Annotated in this window: 15 protein-coding genes; 8 read left to right on the top strand and 7 right to left on the bottom strand. The window is 72.1% G+C overall.

The window, feature by feature from the left end:
- Positions 1–88 precede the first annotated feature (88 nt).
- From AQJ64_RS31510 to AQJ64_RS31500, 3 genes are all read right to left on the bottom strand, one after another.
- Entirely contained in the window at positions 89–511 is a 423-nt protein-coding gene (locus AQJ64_RS31510) for a VOC family protein (RefSeq protein WP_055639084.1), read from the bottom strand.
- Between the two features lie 84 nt (positions 512–595).
- A complete protein-coding gene (locus tag AQJ64_RS31505) occupies positions 596–2,176 on the bottom strand; it encodes an IclR family transcriptional regulator domain-containing protein (RefSeq protein WP_055639085.1) in 1,581 nt (526 codons plus the stop codon).
- A 220-nt stretch (positions 2,177–2,396) separates the two neighbouring features.
- Positions 2,397–3,716, bottom strand: a complete 1,320-nt coding sequence (locus AQJ64_RS31500; protein ID WP_059203208.1) for a M6 family metalloprotease domain-containing protein — start codon at positions 3,714–3,716, stop codon at positions 2,397–2,399.
- A 241-nt stretch (positions 3,717–3,957) separates the two neighbouring features.
- On the opposite strand from AQJ64_RS31500, the gene AQJ64_RS31495 reads away from it, so the two are divergent.
- Both AQJ64_RS31495 and AQJ64_RS31490 read left to right on the top strand, forming a co-directional pair.
- Positions 3,958–4,611: a TetR/AcrR family transcriptional regulator gene (locus tag AQJ64_RS31495; RefSeq protein ID WP_055638620.1), complete on the top strand. Its 654-nt coding sequence runs from the start codon at positions 3,958–3,960 to the stop codon at positions 4,609–4,611.
- Positions 4,612–4,839: 228 nt separating this feature from the next.
- Positions 4,840–6,372, top strand: coding sequence for an MFS transporter (locus AQJ64_RS31490; RefSeq protein ID WP_055638624.1), 1,533 nt, complete (start codon positions 4,840–4,842; stop codon positions 6,370–6,372).
- A 109-nt stretch (positions 6,373–6,481) separates the two neighbouring features.
- Here AQJ64_RS31490 and AQJ64_RS31485 read toward each other — a convergent pair whose 3' ends face one another.
- Positions 6,482–6,991: a MarR family winged helix-turn-helix transcriptional regulator gene (locus AQJ64_RS31485; protein WP_055638625.1), complete on the bottom strand. Its 510-nt coding sequence runs from the start codon at positions 6,989–6,991 to the stop codon at positions 6,482–6,484.
- 130 nt (positions 6,992–7,121) lie between these two features.
- On the opposite strand from AQJ64_RS31485, the gene AQJ64_RS31480 reads away from it, so the two are divergent.
- Positions 7,122–7,907 (top strand): dioxygenase family protein, encoded by a 786-nt coding sequence (locus AQJ64_RS31480; protein ID WP_055638621.1) that lies wholly within the window; start codon positions 7,122–7,124, stop codon positions 7,905–7,907.
- 73 nt (positions 7,908–7,980) lie between these two features.
- Here the strand turns inward: AQJ64_RS31480 and AQJ64_RS31475 are convergent, their stop codons facing one another.
- A complete protein-coding gene (locus tag AQJ64_RS31475; RefSeq protein ID WP_055638622.1) occupies positions 7,981–8,508 on the bottom strand; it encodes a GNAT family N-acetyltransferase in 528 nt (175 codons plus the stop codon).
- 214 nt (positions 8,509–8,722) lie between these two features.
- Between AQJ64_RS31475 and AQJ64_RS31470 the strand changes: the two genes are divergently transcribed.
- Both AQJ64_RS31470 and AQJ64_RS31465 read left to right on the top strand, forming a co-directional pair.
- Entirely contained in the window at positions 8,723–9,718 is a 996-nt protein-coding gene (locus AQJ64_RS31470) for a sigma-70 family RNA polymerase sigma factor (RefSeq protein WP_055638623.1), read from the top strand.
- Between the two features lie 515 nt (positions 9,719–10,233).
- A complete protein-coding gene (locus AQJ64_RS31465; protein ID WP_059203213.1) occupies positions 10,234–10,938 on the top strand; it encodes a TetR family transcriptional regulator in 705 nt (234 codons plus the stop codon).
- A gap of 1 nt (position 10,939) precedes the next feature.
- Here the strand turns inward: AQJ64_RS31465 and AQJ64_RS31460 are convergent, their stop codons facing one another.
- Entirely contained in the window at positions 10,940–11,917 is a 978-nt protein-coding gene (locus tag AQJ64_RS31460) for a helix-turn-helix transcriptional regulator (RefSeq protein ID WP_055639178.1), read from the bottom strand.
- A gap of 384 nt (positions 11,918–12,301) precedes the next feature.
- On the opposite strand from AQJ64_RS31460, the gene AQJ64_RS31455 reads away from it, so the two are divergent.
- From AQJ64_RS31455 to AQJ64_RS31445, 3 genes are all read left to right on the top strand, one after another.
- Positions 12,302–13,063, top strand: a complete 762-nt coding sequence (locus AQJ64_RS31455; RefSeq protein WP_055638489.1) for a DeoR/GlpR family DNA-binding transcription regulator — start codon at positions 12,302–12,304, stop codon at positions 13,061–13,063.
- Between the two features lie 26 nt (positions 13,064–13,089).
- The gene (gene pfkB / locus AQJ64_RS31450; RefSeq protein ID WP_059203212.1) at positions 13,090–14,037 is read left to right on the top strand and encodes a 1-phosphofructokinase; all 948 of its coding nucleotides are present in this window, start codon (positions 13,090–13,092) and stop codon (positions 14,035–14,037) included.
- Positions 14,038–14,155: 118 nt separating this feature from the next.
- Positions 14,156–16,216 (top strand): PTS fructose transporter subunit IIABC, encoded by a 2,061-nt coding sequence (locus AQJ64_RS31445; protein WP_059203207.1) that lies wholly within the window; start codon positions 14,156–14,158, stop codon positions 16,214–16,216.
- Between the two features lie 99 nt (positions 16,217–16,315).
- Here the strand turns inward: AQJ64_RS31445 and AQJ64_RS31440 are convergent, their stop codons facing one another.
- Positions 16,316–17,062 carry a DUF6227 family protein gene (locus AQJ64_RS31440; protein WP_055638520.1) on the bottom strand — a complete coding sequence of 249 codons (747 nt, stop codon included), beginning with the start codon at positions 17,060–17,062 and terminating at the stop codon, positions 16,316–16,318.
- Positions 17,063–17,263: the final 201 nt, after the last annotated feature.

Genomic DNA, 17,263 nt, shown 5'->3' with positions numbered 1-17,263 from the left:
GGGTGGGCTGAGAGGTGATGGATTTCTGCTTTCGGGCAGTTCGGGCAGGTCGGGTGGGGCGGGTGGGGGGGTGGGGCAGAGTGGATGATTACTCCGAGTGATTGGGCGAGTGGGGCCGGCTCGCCAGGATCTCCAGGTAATGCCTGTTCTGCATGATCCCCAGGATGTTGCCGAACGGGTCCATCACCGAGCCGCCCACGAAGCCGTCGCCGAACTCGCGGAGGGGCTCGTGGAGGGTGGCGCCCAGGGTGCGGAGGCGGGTCAGGGTCGCCTCGGCGTCGTCCACGTGCCAGTACGTCACCGCACCGCCCGCCGAGTCCGGGTGGGCGCCCAGGGTTCCCGTGAACTTGCTGTCCAGCAGGCCCAGTTCGTGCTGGTAGTCGCCGATGCGGAACTCGGCGTAGCCCGGGCGTTCGAAGTACGGCTCGACGCCCAGGAGTTCGGTGTACCAGCGCTTGGCGGCCTCCAGGTCGGCGGTGTGGAAGCGGACGGTCGTGAGGCCTCGTAGCATCGCTGCTCCTTGAGAGAAGTGCGTTGGTGGTGAGGACAGTAGGGGGCTCTTAGGCCGGATTCCGTCCTAGATGGCAGGCAGGTGTCAGGACAGCGGTACCCGCGTGAAGCGTGCCGCCACCCCCAGATCCGCCTCGACGAGTGCGGCGGTCGCCGTCAGTTCGGGTGCCAGGTCGCGGACACACTCCTCGGCCGTCCGCCGTGCCGTGTGGGTGGCGATCCCGAGTGCCGCGACGACGCGGCCCGTCCGGTCCCGTACGGGTACCGCGACCGACCGCAGCCCCTGCTCCAGTTCCTCGTCGACGAAGGCGAACCCGCCCTCGTACCGGCCCGTCAGTACCCGCCCCGCCGCCGTCAGCCGGGCCGGGCGCCGGGTGCCCACGGTCATGTCCACGCTCATCAGATGGTGCGTGGCGACTCCGGCCGTGTACTGGATCTCGTCGCCCCCGTCGGTGAGGACCGCGAGCGCCGTCGAATCGTGGACCCGTTCCGCGAGCGCCGCGAGGTGCGGGGTCGCGATGCGGGGGAGCGTCGTACGGGACAGGGGCGGGAAGCCGAGGGAGAGGACGCGCGGGGTGAGCGCGAAGGTCTGTCGGGGGCGGCCGGGCCCCACCAGGCCCAGGTGCTCGTAGGTGATCAGGGCCCGGCGGGCGGTGGCCCGGGCCAGTCCCGTCGCCTTGGCGACCTCCGTGAGCGTCAGCTCGGCCCGGCCCTCCCCGAACGCGGTGAGGACGGTCAGCCCGCGCGCCAGGGACTCGATGAACTCCCGGCCCAGTTCCTGCTTGGACGCGCCCGTCCACAGCGCGAGACCGGCGGGCGGCGGCCCCGGATCCGCCGCCGGCGCCCGCCGCAGCTCCCCCTCCATCGCCGCGACCGCCGTCCGCAGCCGGGGCAGCAGGGTGTCGCGCAGTTCGGCCGCCGTGTGCCGGCTGGTGTGGCTGACGACGTTCGCGACGCACACGACCCGCCTCGTGCCCGGCGCCCGTACCGGCACCGACACCGCCACCAGGCCCGGCTCGATCAGCTGGTCGTCGAGGGACCAGCCCTCCTCGGCCGCCCGCTCGGCCCGTCGTACGAAGTCCTCGTCGGGCGCCCGGTGCGGGGCGGCCGGTACGGCGGTGAAGGACCGGTCCTCGGGGTCCGCCGCCCGGCGTTCGCGCCACCGCTGCCAGTCGGCGTCCGTCCACTCGGCGGCGAACAGCGGGCCCGGCGCGGTGCGTTCGGCGGGCAGCAGATCGCCGATGCGGAAGCTCAGGGACATCGCGCGGCGGCGGGTCGCCTGGTGGATGAAACGGATGCCGTCCCGGTCGGCGACGGCCAGGGACACCGACTCGTCGAGCTCGTCGGCGAGCGCGTCGGCCCGCGCGCCCAGCAGCGCGGGCAGCCGGAGCGCGGCCAGACAGGCGTTGCCCAGCTCCATCACGCGCGGGGTGAGGATCGCGTCCCGGCCGTCCAGCCGGGCGTACCCCATGCGCACCAGGGTCGCGACGACCCGGTCCACCGTGGAGCGGGCCAGCCCGGTGGCCCGCTCCAGCTCGCTCAGCCGCATCGCCCCGCCCGCCCCGGTCAGCTCCCGCAGCACGGCCACCCCGCGCATCAGCGGCACCACGGCCTCCGCGGGCGCGTCCGCCTCGGGGCCGGGGGTGGTGGTCGTCTTCGCGGGCATCGGTTCTCGGTTCTCCCGTACGGGGATCTGGGCAGCCCTACGGTAATCGGCCCCACGGCACCCGGCCCCACGGCACCCGGCCCCACGGCACCCGGCCCCACGGCACCCGGCCCCACGGCATCCGGCCCCACGGCATCCTGCTCTACGGCGCCCGGCTCCACAGCGCCCGCCTCTACGGCGCCCAGCCGCACGGCCCCCCGCCCCCGCCCCCGCCCCGCCCTCACCGCCGAGTGACCCGCACCCGGTAGTCCCCCTTCAGGTCCGCGCCCGTCACCGAGATCCGGATGCCCCGTTTGGTGTCGGTGAAGGACTCGCCGGGGGCGTAGGGCGCGTCGGAGAGTTCCGCGTGGACGTTCGGGCTGCGGGTGCAGCCCCCGCTGTCCTCGGCGGAGTCGTACACCGTCACCGGCCCCATGCCGGTGTCGATCCCGGCGTCCACCTTGTAGACGAGCACCCCCGGCCGGCACACCGTCTCGTCGTTGCCGCCGCGGGTGCGCAGCTCGACGGCGTAACCGGTGCGCGCGTCGACGGGCACGAACACCAGCTTCGGGCCCCCGGTCCGCCACAGCGGGGTCAGCCGGTACTCCGCCGAGCCGCGCACCGCCGAGCAGGCGATCTGGCTCGCGTCCAGCCAGCCCAGCTTCCACTTGTGCCAGCCGAGCAGATCGTTGTTGGCCCCCCAGTCCTCGCTCATGATGTCCCAGTGGCCGACCGCGGCCCCGCCGTCCTGGGTGTAGAGGTCGGGCAGTCCGAAGACATGCCCGTTCTCGTGCGGCAGGACGCGGTAGCCGGTGCGGCCGTAGGAGCCGGAGCCGTCGTCCTGGCGGGAGTAGACGAAGGACGCGTTGGCGACGGTCACCCCGTCGGCGACCGGCGCCTCGGTGTTCCCGGCGAACGTCACCGACAGGACCGTGTCCAGCGCGGAGGGGCCCGCGTTCGGGGTGACCAGCACGTTCAGCAGATCGTACGAGCGGAAGTCCACGCTCGGGTCGGCGGCGGCCACGATGTCCTGGACGAGGCGGCGGTAGCCGGGGTCGAAGGGCGCGCCGCGCTCTATGCCGTACGCCCGGAACGTCTTCGGCATCCGCAGCCAGTGCCGGATCGGGGTCTCGGAGCGGTAGTCGAGGCGGCCGTAGGACGCGGTGCGGAACCAGTGCTCGGTCTGCGGGAAGAACTCGCGGTAGCGGTCGAGCGCGGTGCCCCGGCCCGGCGCGTCGGAGAAGTCGACCATCAGGGTGAGGGCGCGGACGGTGCCGGTGGAGCGGGCGTAGCCGCCGGGGGTCGGCAGGCCCTCGGACATCTGGACGGAGGTGCCGCCCCTGATCATGCAGGGAGCGAGGCCGGCGGTACGGCCCAGTGAGATCGGGCCCGCCCCGGCCCTGGTCGGCCCGAGCGCGAGGCCGGGGTCGAGGCGGCCGGTGCCGGCCGAGGTGCTGACCGCGAAGGTCAGCGCGGTCACGGAGACGAGAACGGCGACGCGGCGCGGGCGTATCCGGCGACGGAGGGGTTCCGGGGCGGTGCGCACGGGCTGCGGCTGCATGCGGGGCCTTTCGCTCCGGGCAGCCACCCGGTCACCGGCTGCACCCTTTCGCTCACCCTGTGATGCGGGGCGGGCGGGCGCGCGCTGGGAACGACCGATCGTGTGCATGTGACCCAGGTCACAAAAGAAAGTTCCGACCGGGGGAAATAACCGGGGATCGCTTCCCCGTTTAGTCAGGTGTCCGAGTGAAACGGGGAGAGCTTCCCCGGATCGCCCCGCCCCCAGCCTCGAGGAGTACGCCGTGCAGACCGCGACCTCGGCGCATCCCGCCGTGCGCAGGGCGCCCCGCCCCCGGGCCGACGCGCTGCGCAACCGGGAGCGGATCGTCACCGCCGCCCGCGAGATGTTCACCGAGCTCGGTCCCGACGTACCGCTCGACGACATCGCCCGCCGGGCCGGCGTCGGCAATGCCACGCTGTACCGCCACTTTCCCGACCGCGACGCCCTGGTCCGCGAGGTCGTCTGCTCCGTCCTGGACCGCGCGGTCCTGGCCGGCCAGGACGCCCTCGCCGAGTCCGGGGACGCCTTCGCGGCGCTGGAGCACTTCGTGCACGCCTCGGCCGACGAGCGGATCGGCGCCCTGTGCCCGATGGTCTCCAGCAGTTTCGACAAGCACCACCCCGACCTGGAAGCCGCCCGTGAGCGCGTCGAGCGGATCATCGAGGAGGTCATGGACCGCGCCAAGGCCGCCGGGCAGCTACGGCCCGACGTCGGCGTCGGCGACGTGATGATCGCCGTGGCCCAGCTCAGCAGGCCCCCGGCCGGCACGGGCTGCCTGAGCGCCGACCGTTTCGTCCACCGCCACCTCCAGCTGCTTCTGGACGGACTGCGGGCCCCGGGCCCCTCCGTCCTGCCGGGCACCGCCGTGACCATGGAGGACCTGCGTCAGGCCTGAACCGACGAGCAATCGACGAGCAATCGACGAGCGACCGACACGAGCGACCGACGAGCGACCGACACGAGCGACCGACGAGCGACCGACGCCCAGACTGACGAGCAACCGACGAGTGCCGACCAGTAATCAGCCGGTGGTCCAACCGGTGGCCCCGCGGCCGTCGCCGTAGACGAGCCGCCCCCTTACCTCACCCTTTTTCCGTCACGAAGTCCCGAAGTGGGTATCTCCATGTCCGAAACAGCCCTGAAGGCTCCCGGCGTCCCGGACGCCAACCGCTGGAAAGCCCTGGCCTTCATCGCCATAGCCCAGCTGATGGTCGTGCTCGACGCCACCATCGTGAACATCGCGATGCCCTCCGCCCAGCAGGATCTCGGCATCTCCGACGGCAACCGGCAGTGGATCGTCACCGCCTACGCCCTCGCCTTCGGCGGACTGCTGCTCTTCGGCGGCCGTATCGCCGACCTCTGGGGCCGCAAGCGCGCCTTCGTCACCGGCCTCGCCGGCTTCGCCGTGGCCTCCGCGCTCGGCGGCGCCGCCACCAACGAGGCCATGATGTTCGGCGCCCGCGCGCTCCAGGGCGCCTTCGGCGCACTCCTCGCGCCCGCCGCGCTCTCCCTGCTCGCGGTGATGTTCACCGACGCCAAGGAGCGCGCCAAGGCGTTCGGCATCTACGGCGCGATCGCCGGCGGCGGTGGCGCGGTCGGCCTGATCCTCGGCGGGTTCCTCACCGAGTACCTGGACTGGCGCTGGACCTTCTTCGTCAACATCCCGTTCGCGATCGTCGCCGCGGCCGGCGCGTACTTCGTCATCCGTGAGCCCGAGGGCGGCCGCAACCGCTCCTCCCTCGACATCCCGGGCGTCATCCTCTCCACCCTGGGCCTGGTCTCCCTGGTCTACGGCTTCACCCGCGCCGAGTCCGACGGCTGGAGCGACTCCCTGACCGTCGGCATGTTCGTCGCCTCCGGTGTGCTGCTGCTCGCCTTCGTGATCGTCGAGTCGAAGGTCAAGGCCCCGCTGCTGCCCCTGCGGGTGATCACCGAGCGCAACCGCGGCGGTGTCTATCTCTCCCTCGGCCTCGCGATCATCGCGATGTTCGGCCTGTTCCTGTTCCTGACCTACTACCTGCAGGTCGTCAAGGGCTACTCCCCGGTCAAGACCGGCTTCGCGTTCCTGCCGATGATCGCGGGCATGATCACCGGCTCCACCCAGATCGGCACCCGTCTGATGACCCGGGTCGCCCCGCGTCTGCTGATGGGCCCCGGCTTCCTGGTCGCCGCGCTCGGCATGCTGCTGCTGACCCGCCTGGAGATCGGCTCCTCCTACGCGGCCGTCCTGCTGCCGGCGATGCTGCTGCTCGGCCTCGGCATGGGTACGGCGTTCATGCCGGCGATGTCCCTGGCCACGTACGGCATCGAACCGCGTGACGCCGGTGTCGCCTCCGCGATGGTCAACACCTCGCAGCAGGTGGGCGGCGCGATCGGCACCGCCCTGCTGAACACGATCGCCGCGTCCGCGACGACGTCGTACATCAAGGACCACATCGCGGGTGCCGCCTCCAAGCCCCAGCAGCAGCTGGTCCAGCTGGAGGGCATGGTGCACGGCTACACCAGCGCCATCTGGTTCGCCGTGGGCATCCTGGTCGCCGCCGCCGCGATCGCCCTGACCCTCATCACCGCCGGCAAGCCGGAACTGGGCCCGGCGACGGGCGAGGGCGCGACGGACACGGAGGACGCGGTCCAGATCCCGGTGGTGGCCCACTAGGGTCGCCCCCTCGAAGGGCCCCCTCAAAGGGGCGCGGGCCACTGCGCGACCAGCCACGACGACGCCGCACCTGAACGACTGCACTGAACGACTGCACCGAGCGGCGTGTCTAACGGAGCCAGGGAAGGTCGGCCCCCGCCTCATCCGGCTGAAGGCCCTCGGCGATGATCTGCATGATCTCGCCGAGGGCTTTCTGCTGCTCCCCGCTGAGCCGGTCGAACACCGCGTTGCGCACGGCGGTGACATGCCCCGGCGCCGCCCGCCGCAGCACGTCCAGCCCCTCCTCGGTCACCACGGCGAACTGCCCGCGCTTGTCGGAGGCGCAGTCCTCACGCCGTACCCAGCCGCTCTTCTCCAGCCGGGCGATGGCGTGCGAGAGCCGTGAGCGGGTGATCTTCGCGTGCATGGCGAGTTCGGTCATCCGCAGCCGGCGCGCGGGCGACTCGGCGAGTTTGACCAGAAGGCCGTAGTAGATGTGGGGCATCCCCGCGTCCCGCTGGAGCTGCCGGTCCATGTGGTCCTCGAGGAGCATGCTCGCGTGGACATAGGAGCGCCAGACGATCTGCTCTTCGTCGGTGAGCCATCGGGGCTCTTCGGCGGAAGTGGATGCGGTCTTCATGTGGTCCACTGTAAGCGCACGCTCCTTGAAATTTAAATCAATTGGGAATACGCTGTTGGATGTTGACGTTTTAGATTTCAAGCAACGGTTCCGGTAGGGAGCCGACCGGAAACCGGAGGGAGTCGCCGCCATGTCCGCCGCCACTCAGGAACGCATGCCCGCCCTGTACCTCAGTCATGGCGCGCCGCCGCTCGCGGACGACCCGATCTGGCCGGGTGAGCTCGCCGCCTGGTCCGCGGGCCTTCCCCGCCCCAAGGCGATCCTGATGATCTCCGCCCACTGGGAAGAGGCCCCCCTCGCCCTCGGCGCCGTCGAGCCCGTACCCCTCGTCTACGACTTCTGGGGCTTCCCCGAGCACTACTACCAGGTGAAGTACGGCGCACCCGGCGCACCGGAGCTCGCCGAGAGCGTGCGCAAGCTGCTGCGAGCCCCCGGGATCCCCGTCCAGGACATCCCCGACCGCGGTCTCGACCACGGTGCGTACGTCCCGCTCGTCGAGATGTTCCCGGCCGCCGACATCCCCGTCCTCCAGGTGTCGATGCCGACCCTGGACCCCGTGCGGCTCATGGAGATCGGCCGCAGGCTCGCTCCCCTGCGCGACGAGGGCGTCCTGATCGTCGGCTCCGGCTTCTTCACCCACAACCTCGCCGCCCTGCGCCAGGGCGGCATCCCCTCCTGGTCGGTGGAGTTCGACGACTGGGGCCGGCGGGCCATGGAGGCCCGCGACTGGGACTCCCTGCTGGACTTCCTCCACAAGGCCCCGGCCGGCCGCTACGCCCACCCCCGCACCGAGCACTTCGCCCCGCTCTTCGTGACCATGGGCGCCGCCGAGGTCTCCGGCGAGCTGGACGCGCAGAAGTCGGTGATCGACGGGTTCTGGATGGGGCTGGCCAAGCGGTCGGTGCAGTTCGGCTGAGGGCCCTGGGGCGCTGAGGGCCCTGGGGCCCTCGGGCCTTGGGGCGCTGACGGCCCTGGGGCCGGGAGTTCCTTCAGGAGCCCCGGAGCGCCTTCTCGTACCAGGCCACGTCCCAGTAGCGGCCGAACTTGCGGCCCACCTCCCGGTAGGTGCCGACGTACCGGAAGCCGAAGCGTTCATGCAGCCGCGTGGACGCTTCGTTCGGCTGCGCGATCCCCGCGTACGCGCGGTGGACGTCCTCGCCGGCGAGCGCCTCGAAGAGCGCCTGGTAGAGGAGCGTGCCGATGCCGCGGCGCCCGGCGTCCGGGCGGAGGTAGACCGTCACCTCGACGGAGGTCACGTACGCGGGCTTCCCCCGGAAAGGGCCGGCCGTGGCGTACCCCAGAATCTCCTGTGAATCCGTGTCCACGGCAACCTTCAGCGGGTACGGGCCGTCTTCAGGGTGGGAGAGCAGCCAAGGGCGGCGCTCTTCCGGAGTGAACTCCGCGGTATCGAATGTGATGGGCGTCTCACGCACATAGTGGTTGTAGAGGTCGGTGAGGGCTTCGAGGTCCCCCTCGACTCCCGGCCTGACCTGCACCTCTGCGTGCTCGGACGTCATCGCTTCTCCCCGTGTGGCCCGCCAACGGCCGGACAGGGTACTGCATGATCAGAAAATCCGGGGTACGGGTTGGGAATTCTGTCCTGATTCCAGTCGTTGTTTCCATCGGATGCAGGGCACACGAGCAGAGTCCCGAAGCGAGTCCCGGGACCACTGACCGAGTGCCCGGTGTCCAAGGACCACCCGCTGACCCCACCATCGCAAGGGAGCACGCATGGCAACCCGTGCCGTCGCCCGTCGTCAGTCCGCCAGTGGCCGGACCGGCGCGGCAAGCAGTGTTCGCGCCCATGGCGGCGAGATCGCCGACCGCGACCTGGTCGGCATGTACCTCGACGAGATCGCGCGCACACCGCTGCTCGACGCCGCCAAGGAAGTCGAGCTGTCCCAGATCATCGAGGCGGGTGTGTTCGCGCAGCAGATCCTCGACGGGTACGAGGAGTCCCGCGCGGACGCCACCCGCGAGGAGCTTCAGGCCCTGGTCGCCGACAGCGACCGTGCCAAGGACGTGTTCATCCGCTCCAACCTCCGCCTGGTCGTCGCCGTCGCCCGCCGCTACCCGCGCAGCGGTCTGCCCCTCCTCGACCTGATCCAGGAGGGCAACGCCGGCCTGGTCCGAGCGGTCGAGAAGTTCGACTACCGCAAGGGCTTCAAGTTCTCGACGTACGCCACCTGGTGGATCCGCCAGGCCATCACCCGCTCGATCGCCGACCAGTCGCGCACGATCCGCCTGCCCGTCCACCTGGTGGAGGAGCTCGGCCGGATCCGCCGCGTCCAGCGCGAGTTCAACCGGGAGCACGGCCGCGACCCCGAGCCCCTGGAGATCGCCGCGGAACTCGGCTCCACCCCCGAGCGCGTCACGGACGTCCTGGACTGGGCCCGCGACCCGGTGTCCCTGAACATGTCGGTGGACGACGAGGGCGAGACCCAGTTCGGCGACCTCCTGGAGGACACCTCGGCGGTGTCGCCCGAGCAGTCGGTCCTCACGCTGCTGCGCAGCGAGGAACTCGACGGCCTCATCGACCGCCTCGAGCCGCGCACCGCCTCCATCATCAAGATGCGGTACGGCATCGAGGACGGCCGGGAGCGCACCCTCACCGAGGTCGGCAAGGAGCACGGCCTGACGCGTGAACGCATCCGGCAGATCGAGAAGCACGCCCTGCTGGAACTGAAGAAGCTGGCCCGCGACACCGGGTTCGAGGCCGCGGCCTAGGCGGCGGGGGCTTTTCCTCGGATCCTCGGCACACCCGGGGCACGCCGGTTCCGCCCGCGTGCGCCGGGTGCCGCGACCCCGCGCGAACATGGCGATACAACGTCGCTTCAATGCCGAGGACCGGGGAACAAGACTTCAGGGCACGGGAGTTCGAGACCCACGACCCCGTCCCGCTCCCCGAGGACCACGTCCCGACGCACCATCCCCCCGGCGCCGGGACTTTCCCCGAGCCGGGCTTCGGCGCCTTCCCCCGGGCGCCGGGCCCGGCTCGCCCTCGTCCGCCCGCCAGGTTTCCCGCGCACACCTGCCCGGCTTCCCTCGTTCACCTGCCGGGCTTCCCTCGTCCGCCCGCCCGGTTTCCGCCGACGCCGAGGTGGGCGGGTCACCCCGTACCTGAACCACGGGGTGGCCCGCCCGGATGGCAGATTGTGCCACATGGGCATAGCCTGCCGAGTGTGACCAGCTCCACCCCCGCCACGGCCTCCCTGACCGAGCGGCGCAAGGCGGCGACCCGGATGGAGATCGCCAGGGCCGCGGCGGGCCTCTTCGTCGCCCATGGCCTCAAGGCCACCCGCGCCGAGGACATCGCCCAGGCCGCCGGCATCGCCCCGCGCACCTTCTACCGCTACTTCGCCACGAAGGAAGAGGCCGTCGCCCCCCTCTACGCGGCGGGCGCCCAGCGCTGGGTGGAAGCGGTCCGCGAGGCCCCGCCCGCCCTCCCGCTCCCCGACGCCCTGGCCCACGCCGTCCACCACACCCTCGTCCCGGGCCGGGGCGTCTCGGCCGCCTCCTGGGAATGGGTCCGCACCCTGATCCGCCTGGCGGGGGCCGTGCCCGCCCTGGGGAAGGTCTGGGCGGAGGTCTGCCAGACGTCGGAGGAGTCACTGGCACTGGTCCTGGCGGCACGGCTCGCCGGGAACGGTGGCACAGGCGACGGTGGCGTCGGGAACGGTGGCGCAGGCAGCGGTGGCGCCGGGAACGGTGGCGCAGGCAGCGGTGGCGTCGGGAACGGTGGCGCAGGCGACGGTGGCGCCGGGAAGGGCGGGGTCACGCCGCACCTGCGTTTCGGTGCCGCCGTCGTGAGCGCCGCGGTCCGTGTCGCCGTACAGAGCTGGGCCGCGAGCGACACCCCCGCCACCGCCCCGGACGGCCCGGCAGCCCTGGCACTGCGCAATCTGGAAGCGCTGCGGGAGTTCGCCTGGGAGCCGGAGCGCACCTGACTCAACGCGCGCCCCCCACACCTCCCGCCCGCCCCAACCGCGCCCCCAACTCCCTGACACACTCCACCAGTTCCCGAGGCTCCCGCACCGAGAACTCGCACCCCAGCATCGCCAGCCGCACCGCCAGCCACTCCACCGGATCACCGGTCGTCCCCCGCAGCCGGCTCCCGCCCGCCCCGTCCTCCACCGGCCGGCCCATCCACGCGGGCAGCCGCGCCGCGACGGCCTCCGGCGGCTCCGGGAAGGTGACGTCGAACGCGTACTCGTGCGCCTGCCCCTGCAAGGACCGCCTCAGGTACTCCGCCGCGTCCCCCGTCGGCAGTTCCCGGGGCGCGAACCGCGCCCCGGTCGCGAACGGCTCGCTCACCCGGTCCACCCGGAACGTCCGCCAGTCCGCCCGGTCGACGTCGTACGCCACGAGGTACCAGCGCCGCCCCGTCGACACCAGCCGGTACGGCTCGGTCAGCCGCCGCGACCCGGTGCCGTCCTTCGCCCGGTAGGCGAACCGCAGCCGCTCGTGCCCGGCGACCGCGGACGCCATCACGGTCAGTGTCTCCGGCGCGATGGTCGCCCCGTCCCCGCTGGTCAGCGGGGTGGTCGCGGCCTGGAGCGTGGTGACGCGGCGGCGCAGCCGGGCGGGCAGCACCTGCTCCAGCTTGGCCAGGGCCCGCACGGACGCCTCGTCCACGCCCGCCACCGCGTGCCCGGCGCCCGCCCGCAGCCCGACCGCGATCGCCACGGCCTCCTCGTCGTCCAGCACCAGCGGCGGCATCGCCTTGCCCGCGACCAGCCGGTACCCGCCGTCCGCGCCCTTGCTGGCCTGCACCGGATACCCCAGCTCCCGCAGCCGGTCGATGTCCCGCCGCACGGTACGCCGGGACACCCCGAGCCGCCGGGACAGCTCGCCGCCGGGCCACTCGCGGGGCGTCTGGAGGAGGGAGAGCAACTGCAGCAGCCGTGCCGGAGTGCCCGTGGTCATGCGCCGAGCATGCCGCAGAAGTAGGACGGTTTCCGGCCTAGTGCCGCGGCAGGCAACGTTTGCCCGTCAAGGAGCGGCGTCCGGTGCGTGCTCTCGGCGTGCCGGCCGGAAGTCCTCGTACTGGACGTACTTGGGCTTTCGGCCGGTGCGGCGAGAGTGCGTGCCGGGCGTCGCGACGGGGCGAACGTTGCCTGCCGCGGCACTAGTACCTGATCCCCCGACGTCTCCTGATGTTTTCTGGCTTCCCCTGGCGTTTTCTGGCTCCTCTTGGCGCGTAAGTCCGTTCATGTCCGAATCAAGCCCGAACCTGTTTACTTTCCGGAAATCCGGGCGTAGCCTCGGCTCGAAACCACAAGTTCGGGCATGAGTCGGAAGCGAGCGGACATGTACGCACCGGAGCGGCAGCAGGAGATCCTGCGGCTCGCCCGTGAGGGCGGCCGGGTGGACGTCCTGTCGCTGGCCGAGGAGTTCCAGGTCACCGCGGAGACCGTCCGCCGCGATCTGAAGGCCCTCGACCGCGCCGGCCTGGTGCGCCGGGTCCACGGCGGTGCCATACCGGTCGGACGCCTCGACTTCGAACCGGACCTCGCCGAACGCGAGGGCACCTCCACCGACGAGAAGGACCGCATCGCCAAGGCGGCCCTGACGGAACTGCCCTCCGAAGGAACGATGATCCTCGACGCCGGCACCACGGTCGCCCGCCTCGCGGCCGCGCTCCCGCTGGAGGCCGAGCTCACCGTCGTCACCCACAGCCTGCCCATCGCGGCCCGCCTCGCGGACCACCCCGGTATGCAGCTCCATCTCGTCGGGGGGCGCGTACGGCACCGTACCCGCGCCGCCGTGGACGCCTGGGCGCTCCGCGCTTACGGCGAAATCCGAGCTGATGTACTTTTTGTGGCGGCCAACGGTTTCTCCACCGAGCACGGACTGACCACCCCCGACCTCGCCGAGGCCGCGGTCAAGCGGGCGGCCGTCGCCGCGGCGCGCCGGGTCGTCCTGCTCGCCGACTCCGCCAAGCACGGCCAGGAGCACTTCGCCCGCTTCGGCGACCTGAGCGACGTGGACCTGCTGATCACCGACAGCGGGCTGAGCGACGACGACGCGGCCGCCATCGAGCGCGGCGGCACGGAAGTAGTACGAGCATGAGCGGCACCCCCACGAGCCCCGGGGGCGTGATCCTCACGGTCACCCCCAACCCCTCCCTCGACCGCACCTACGAGGTGCCCTCCCTCGACCGCGGCGAGGTCATCCGCGCCACCGGCGAGCGGATGGACCCCGGCGGCAAGGGCGTCAACGTCTCCCGGGCGGTCGCCGCCGCCGGCCGGCGCACGATCGCCGTCCTGCCCCTCGGTGGTGCGCCCGGCGCACTCGTCGCCGAACTCCTCGACGCACAGGGCATCGAGGTCGCCCCCGTCCCGGTCGCCGGAGCCACCCGCTCCAACATCGCGCTCGCCGAGTCCGACGGCGTCCTGACGAAGATCAACGCACCGGGTCCCGAGCTCTCCCCGGACGAGCAGGAACTGCTCCTGGAGACCGTCCGCGAGCAGTCCCGCGACGCCGACTGGATCGCCTGCTGCGGCAGTCTGCCCCGCGGCCTCGCCCCCTCCTGGTACGCCGAGGTCGTCGCCCGGGCGCACGCCGGGGGCGCACGGATCGCCCTGGACACCTCCGGACGCGCCCTCCTCGAAGCGCTGCGCGAGCGGCCCGACGTGGTCAAGCCGAACGCCGAGGAACTCGCCGAAGCCGTCGGCCGCCCCCTGGCCACGGTGGGCGACGCGGTCAAGGCCGCCGAGGAACTGCGCGAGATGGGCGCCCGTACCGTCCTCGCCAGCCTCGGCGCCGACGGACAGCTCCTCGTGGAAGACGCGGGCACCTGGTTCGCGAGCGCCCGGGTCGACGTCGTCCGCAGCAATGTCGGCGCCGGCGACTCCTCCCTCGCCGGGTTCCTCATCGCCGGCGGGCGCGGCCCGGCGGCGCTCGCCTCCGCCGTCGCCCACGGCGCGGCGGCCGTACAACTGCCCGGCAGCGTCATGCCGACCCCGGGCGACCTGGACCCGGCGGCCGTGACGGTCACCGCGCAGGTGCCGGTGGACCGCGAACTGAAGGAGCCGGCGTCATGACGACCCTCCTGTTACGCGCCGCCCCCCTCCCCTCTCCCCACCCCACCCCCACTCCCGTCCCCACCCTCACCCGCGCCCACCCCACGTCCCGGGCGATACGCGTGCGAAGGAGCCCGCGATGAGCGACATGATCACCGCGGACCTGGTCGACCTCGACCTGTCCGCCGACACCAAGGAAGCCGCGGCGCGGTCCCTCGCCGCACGCATGGTGGCCCAGGGCCGGGTGACCGACCTGGACGGCTTCCTCGCCGATGTGGCCGCCCGCGAGGCCCAGATGCCCACCGGCCTCGACGGCGGCATCGGCATCCCGCACTGCCGCAGCGAACACGTCACCGAGCCGACCCTCGCCTTCGGCCGCAGCACCGGCGGCATCGACTTCGGCGCGGCCGACGGCCCCGCCGACCTGATCTTCCTGATCGCCGCCCCCGCCGGCGCCGACGACGCCCACCTCACGATCCTGTCGTCCCTCGCCCGCCAGCTGATGAACACCGAGTTCACCGACGCACTGCGCGCGGCCGGCGACCCGGCGGCCGCGGCGGCCCTGATCCGAGGCGACGAAACCCCGGCCACCGCGGCCGAGGGCGCCTCCTCGGGCACTTCCGAAGACTCCGTGTCGGTGTCGGCGGCGGCCTCCGCCGACACCGACACGGCCACCACCCCCGAGCCCGCGCCGCGCCCCTTCCGGATCGTCGCCGTCACCTCCTGCCCCACCGGCATCGCCCACACCTACATGGCGGCCGAGTCCCTGGAGAACGCGGGCCGCGAGGCGGGCGTCGAGGTGACCGTCGAGACCCAGGGCTCGGCCGGCTTCACCCGGCTCGACCCGGCCGTCATCGCCGCCGCCGACGGCGTGATCTTCGCCCACGACGTCCCCGTCCGCGAAAAGGACCGCTTCGCCGGAAAGCCCACCGTCGACGTCGGCGTGAAGGCGGGCATCAACCGCCCCGCCGAGCTGATCACCGAGGTGCGCGGCAAGGCGGAACGCGGCGAGGTCACCGCCGCGGCCGCGCCCGGCACTCCGGTGGAACGCGCGGGCGACTCCTCCGAGGGCTATGGCACCAAGCTCCGCAAGTGGCTGATGTCCGGCGTCTCGTACATGGTCCCGTTCGTCGCGGCCGGCGGTCTGCTCATCGCCCTCGGCTTCGCGATCGGCGGATACAAGATCAACAAGGCGCCGTCGGTCATGGACCACTTCGTGTGGACCCAGGGCGACAGCTGGGCCGCGCTGCTCTTCCAGATCGGCGTCGTCTCCTTCGGCTTCCTGGTCCCCGTCCTGGCCGGCTACATCGCCTACGGCATGGCGGACCGACCGGGGCTCGTGCCCGGCTTCGTCGGCGGCGCCATCTCCGTCACCATCAACGCCGGCTTCCTCGGCGGCCTCGCCGCCGGTCTGATCGCCGGTGGTGTGGTGCTGTCGATCCAGAAGGTGAAGATCCCGCCGGCGGTACGCGGCATCATGCCCGTCGTGGTGATCCCGCTGATCTCCTCGGCGATCGTCGGGTTCCTGATGTTCGTCGTCATCGGCAAGCCCATCGCCTCCGCCCAGAAGGCCCTCACCGACGGCCTGAACGGCCTCACTGGCACCAACGCCGTCCTCCTCGGCGCCCTCCTCGGCCTGATGATGTGCTTCGACCTCGGCGGCCCCGTCAACAAGGTCGCGTACACCTTCGCCACCGCCGGCATCGCCGTCGCCAGCCCCAGCGACTCCGCCATGAAGATCATGGCCGCGGTCATGGCGGCCGGCATGGTCCCGCCCCTCGCGATGGCCCTGGCCACGACCGTGCGCGGCAAGCTCTTCACCGAGACCGAGCGCGAGAACGGCAAGGCCGCCTGGGTCCTCGGCGCCTCCTTCATCTCCGAGGGCGCGATCCCGTTCGCCGCGGCCGACCCGCTGCGCGTGATCCCCTCCTCGATGGTGGGCGGCGCGGTCACCGGCGCCCTGTCGATGGCCTTCGGCGCCACCCTGCGCGCCCCCCACGGCGGCATCTTCGTGGTCCCGCTGATCGGCAACCCGTTCCTCTACCTGATCGCCATCGCGGCGGGCGTCTGCGTCACCACGGCCCTGGTCGTCGTCCTCAAGGGCCTGCGCAAGCCGGCACCCGGCAGCACGCCCACCACGGCGACCCGGGGCGACGCGACCGCCACCGCGGCGGAGACGAAGCAGCCGGTCGCGGCCTGACCCACAGGCCCTGAGCCACCCGCACCAGCGGCCGGTCGCAACCCCACGCAACGGGGCGGCGACCGGCCGCTCGGCCTGTGCCCGACATCCTGCCGACGGTCAGGAGACCTGCGCCGCCCGGCGCTCCATCGCCTCCCGGGCCTCGGCCTCCGACTCGTACACCTCGCACATGTGCCGCCCGTCCGGCGTCGCCGTGTGCTCCACCTCCCACAGGGAGATCTCCCGCCCGTCACGCAACAGGAACGCGTGCTCGTACAGCGAGAAGCCCAGACCGGCCCGGCCCGCCCGGCAGGGCCGCCCGAACGCCTGCGTGATCTGGTGCGCGAACGCCGACCTCAACAGCTCGGCGGTGTCCGCACCCGGCCGGTCGGTGTTCTCCGCGCGACGCAGCAGCCGACGCGCATGGTCCGCCGAGTCGTCCGGAACATACACATGCCGGGGCGCGGACACCGGCTCCAGCGGCGCCAGCACCGGAAGCTCGAAATCCGGCTCGTCCGGCGGCAACGGCAGCCGCGCGGTCGCCGTCCGCAACTCCTCCTCGTCGACGTACACCTCATGCTGCGGTTCGCTGCCCGGAGCGGTGTTGTGCACCAGCTCCCACAGCGTCAGCGCACACCCGTCGGCCAGCAGCCAGGTGTGCCGGTAGGTCTCACGGTGCAGACCCGCGCTGTGATGCGCGGAGTGCAGCGAGCTGTCGTGCGCCAGCGCGCAGTCGAGCCGCCGAAGGACGTCGTCCGGCAGCTCGAACGAGTTCAGGGCACGACCTAGCAGCCGCGCGAGATGCTCCTCCGGAGACTCGGGCGACTCGGCTGGTTCGTACGCTGCAGTCTCGTACGGAACGCTCAAGGTTTCTCCCGGCGTTGCTGCATGTCACCTTGTGGGTGCATACCGTAGCCCCTCGGTCCGACATCATGTCCAGGAACCGAGAAACCTACGTCGGGGAAAACGCGCGGGCCGCGCGAAAAGTTCCCGCGCGGCCCCAACGATCCCTCAGAAACCGCCGGTGGGAGGCCTCTTGCCCCGGAACACCGGCATCCGTATCGCCCC

Origin of the sequence: Streptomyces griseoruber (genome assembly GCF_001514205.1) — a bacterium.
GTDB lineage: Bacteria > Actinomycetota > Actinomycetes > Streptomycetales > Streptomycetaceae > Streptomyces > Streptomyces griseoruber.
Note: the sequence above shows the minus strand (reverse complement) of the source record. Positions and strands in the feature narration are given on the sequence as shown.

Bases quoted from the DNA above. Each gene is read 5' to 3' on its own strand.
- AQJ64_RS31480 (WP_055638621.1), top strand. From the start codon at position 7,122: ATGTCCGCCGCCACTCAGGAACGCATGCCCGCCCTGTACCTCAGTCAT.
- AQJ64_RS31445 (WP_059203207.1), top strand. From the start codon at position 14,156: ATGAGCGACATGATCACCGCGGACCTGGTCGACCTCGACCTGTCCGCC.
- AQJ64_RS31485 (WP_055638625.1), bottom strand. From the start codon at position 6,991: ATGAAGACCGCATCCACTTCCGCCGAAGAGCCCCGATGGCTCACCGAC.
- AQJ64_RS31490 (WP_055638624.1), top strand. From the start codon at position 4,840: ATGTCCGAAACAGCCCTGAAGGCTCCCGGCGTCCCGGACGCCAACCGC.
- AQJ64_RS31455 (WP_055638489.1), top strand. From the start codon at position 12,302: ATGTACGCACCGGAGCGGCAGCAGGAGATCCTGCGGCTCGCCCGTGAG.
- AQJ64_RS31505 (WP_055639085.1), bottom strand. From the start codon at position 2,176: ATGCCCGCGAAGACGACCACCACCCCCGGCCCCGAGGCGGACGCGCCC.
- AQJ64_RS31460 (WP_055639178.1), bottom strand. From the start codon at position 11,917: ATGACCACGGGCACTCCGGCACGGCTGCTGCAGTTGCTCTCCCTCCTC.
- AQJ64_RS31500 (WP_059203208.1), bottom strand. From the start codon at position 3,716: ATGCAGCCGCAGCCCGTGCGCACCGCCCCGGAACCCCTCCGTCGCCGG.
- AQJ64_RS31470 (WP_055638623.1), top strand. From the start codon at position 8,723: ATGGCAACCCGTGCCGTCGCCCGTCGTCAGTCCGCCAGTGGCCGGACC.
- AQJ64_RS31465 (WP_059203213.1), top strand. From the start codon at position 10,234: ATGGAGATCGCCAGGGCCGCGGCGGGCCTCTTCGTCGCCCATGGCCTC.
- AQJ64_RS31510 (WP_055639084.1), bottom strand. From the start codon at position 511: ATGCTACGAGGCCTCACGACCGTCCGCTTCCACACCGCCGACCTGGAG.
- AQJ64_RS31475 (WP_055638622.1), bottom strand. From the start codon at position 8,508: ATGACGTCCGAGCACGCAGAGGTGCAGGTCAGGCCGGGAGTCGAGGGG.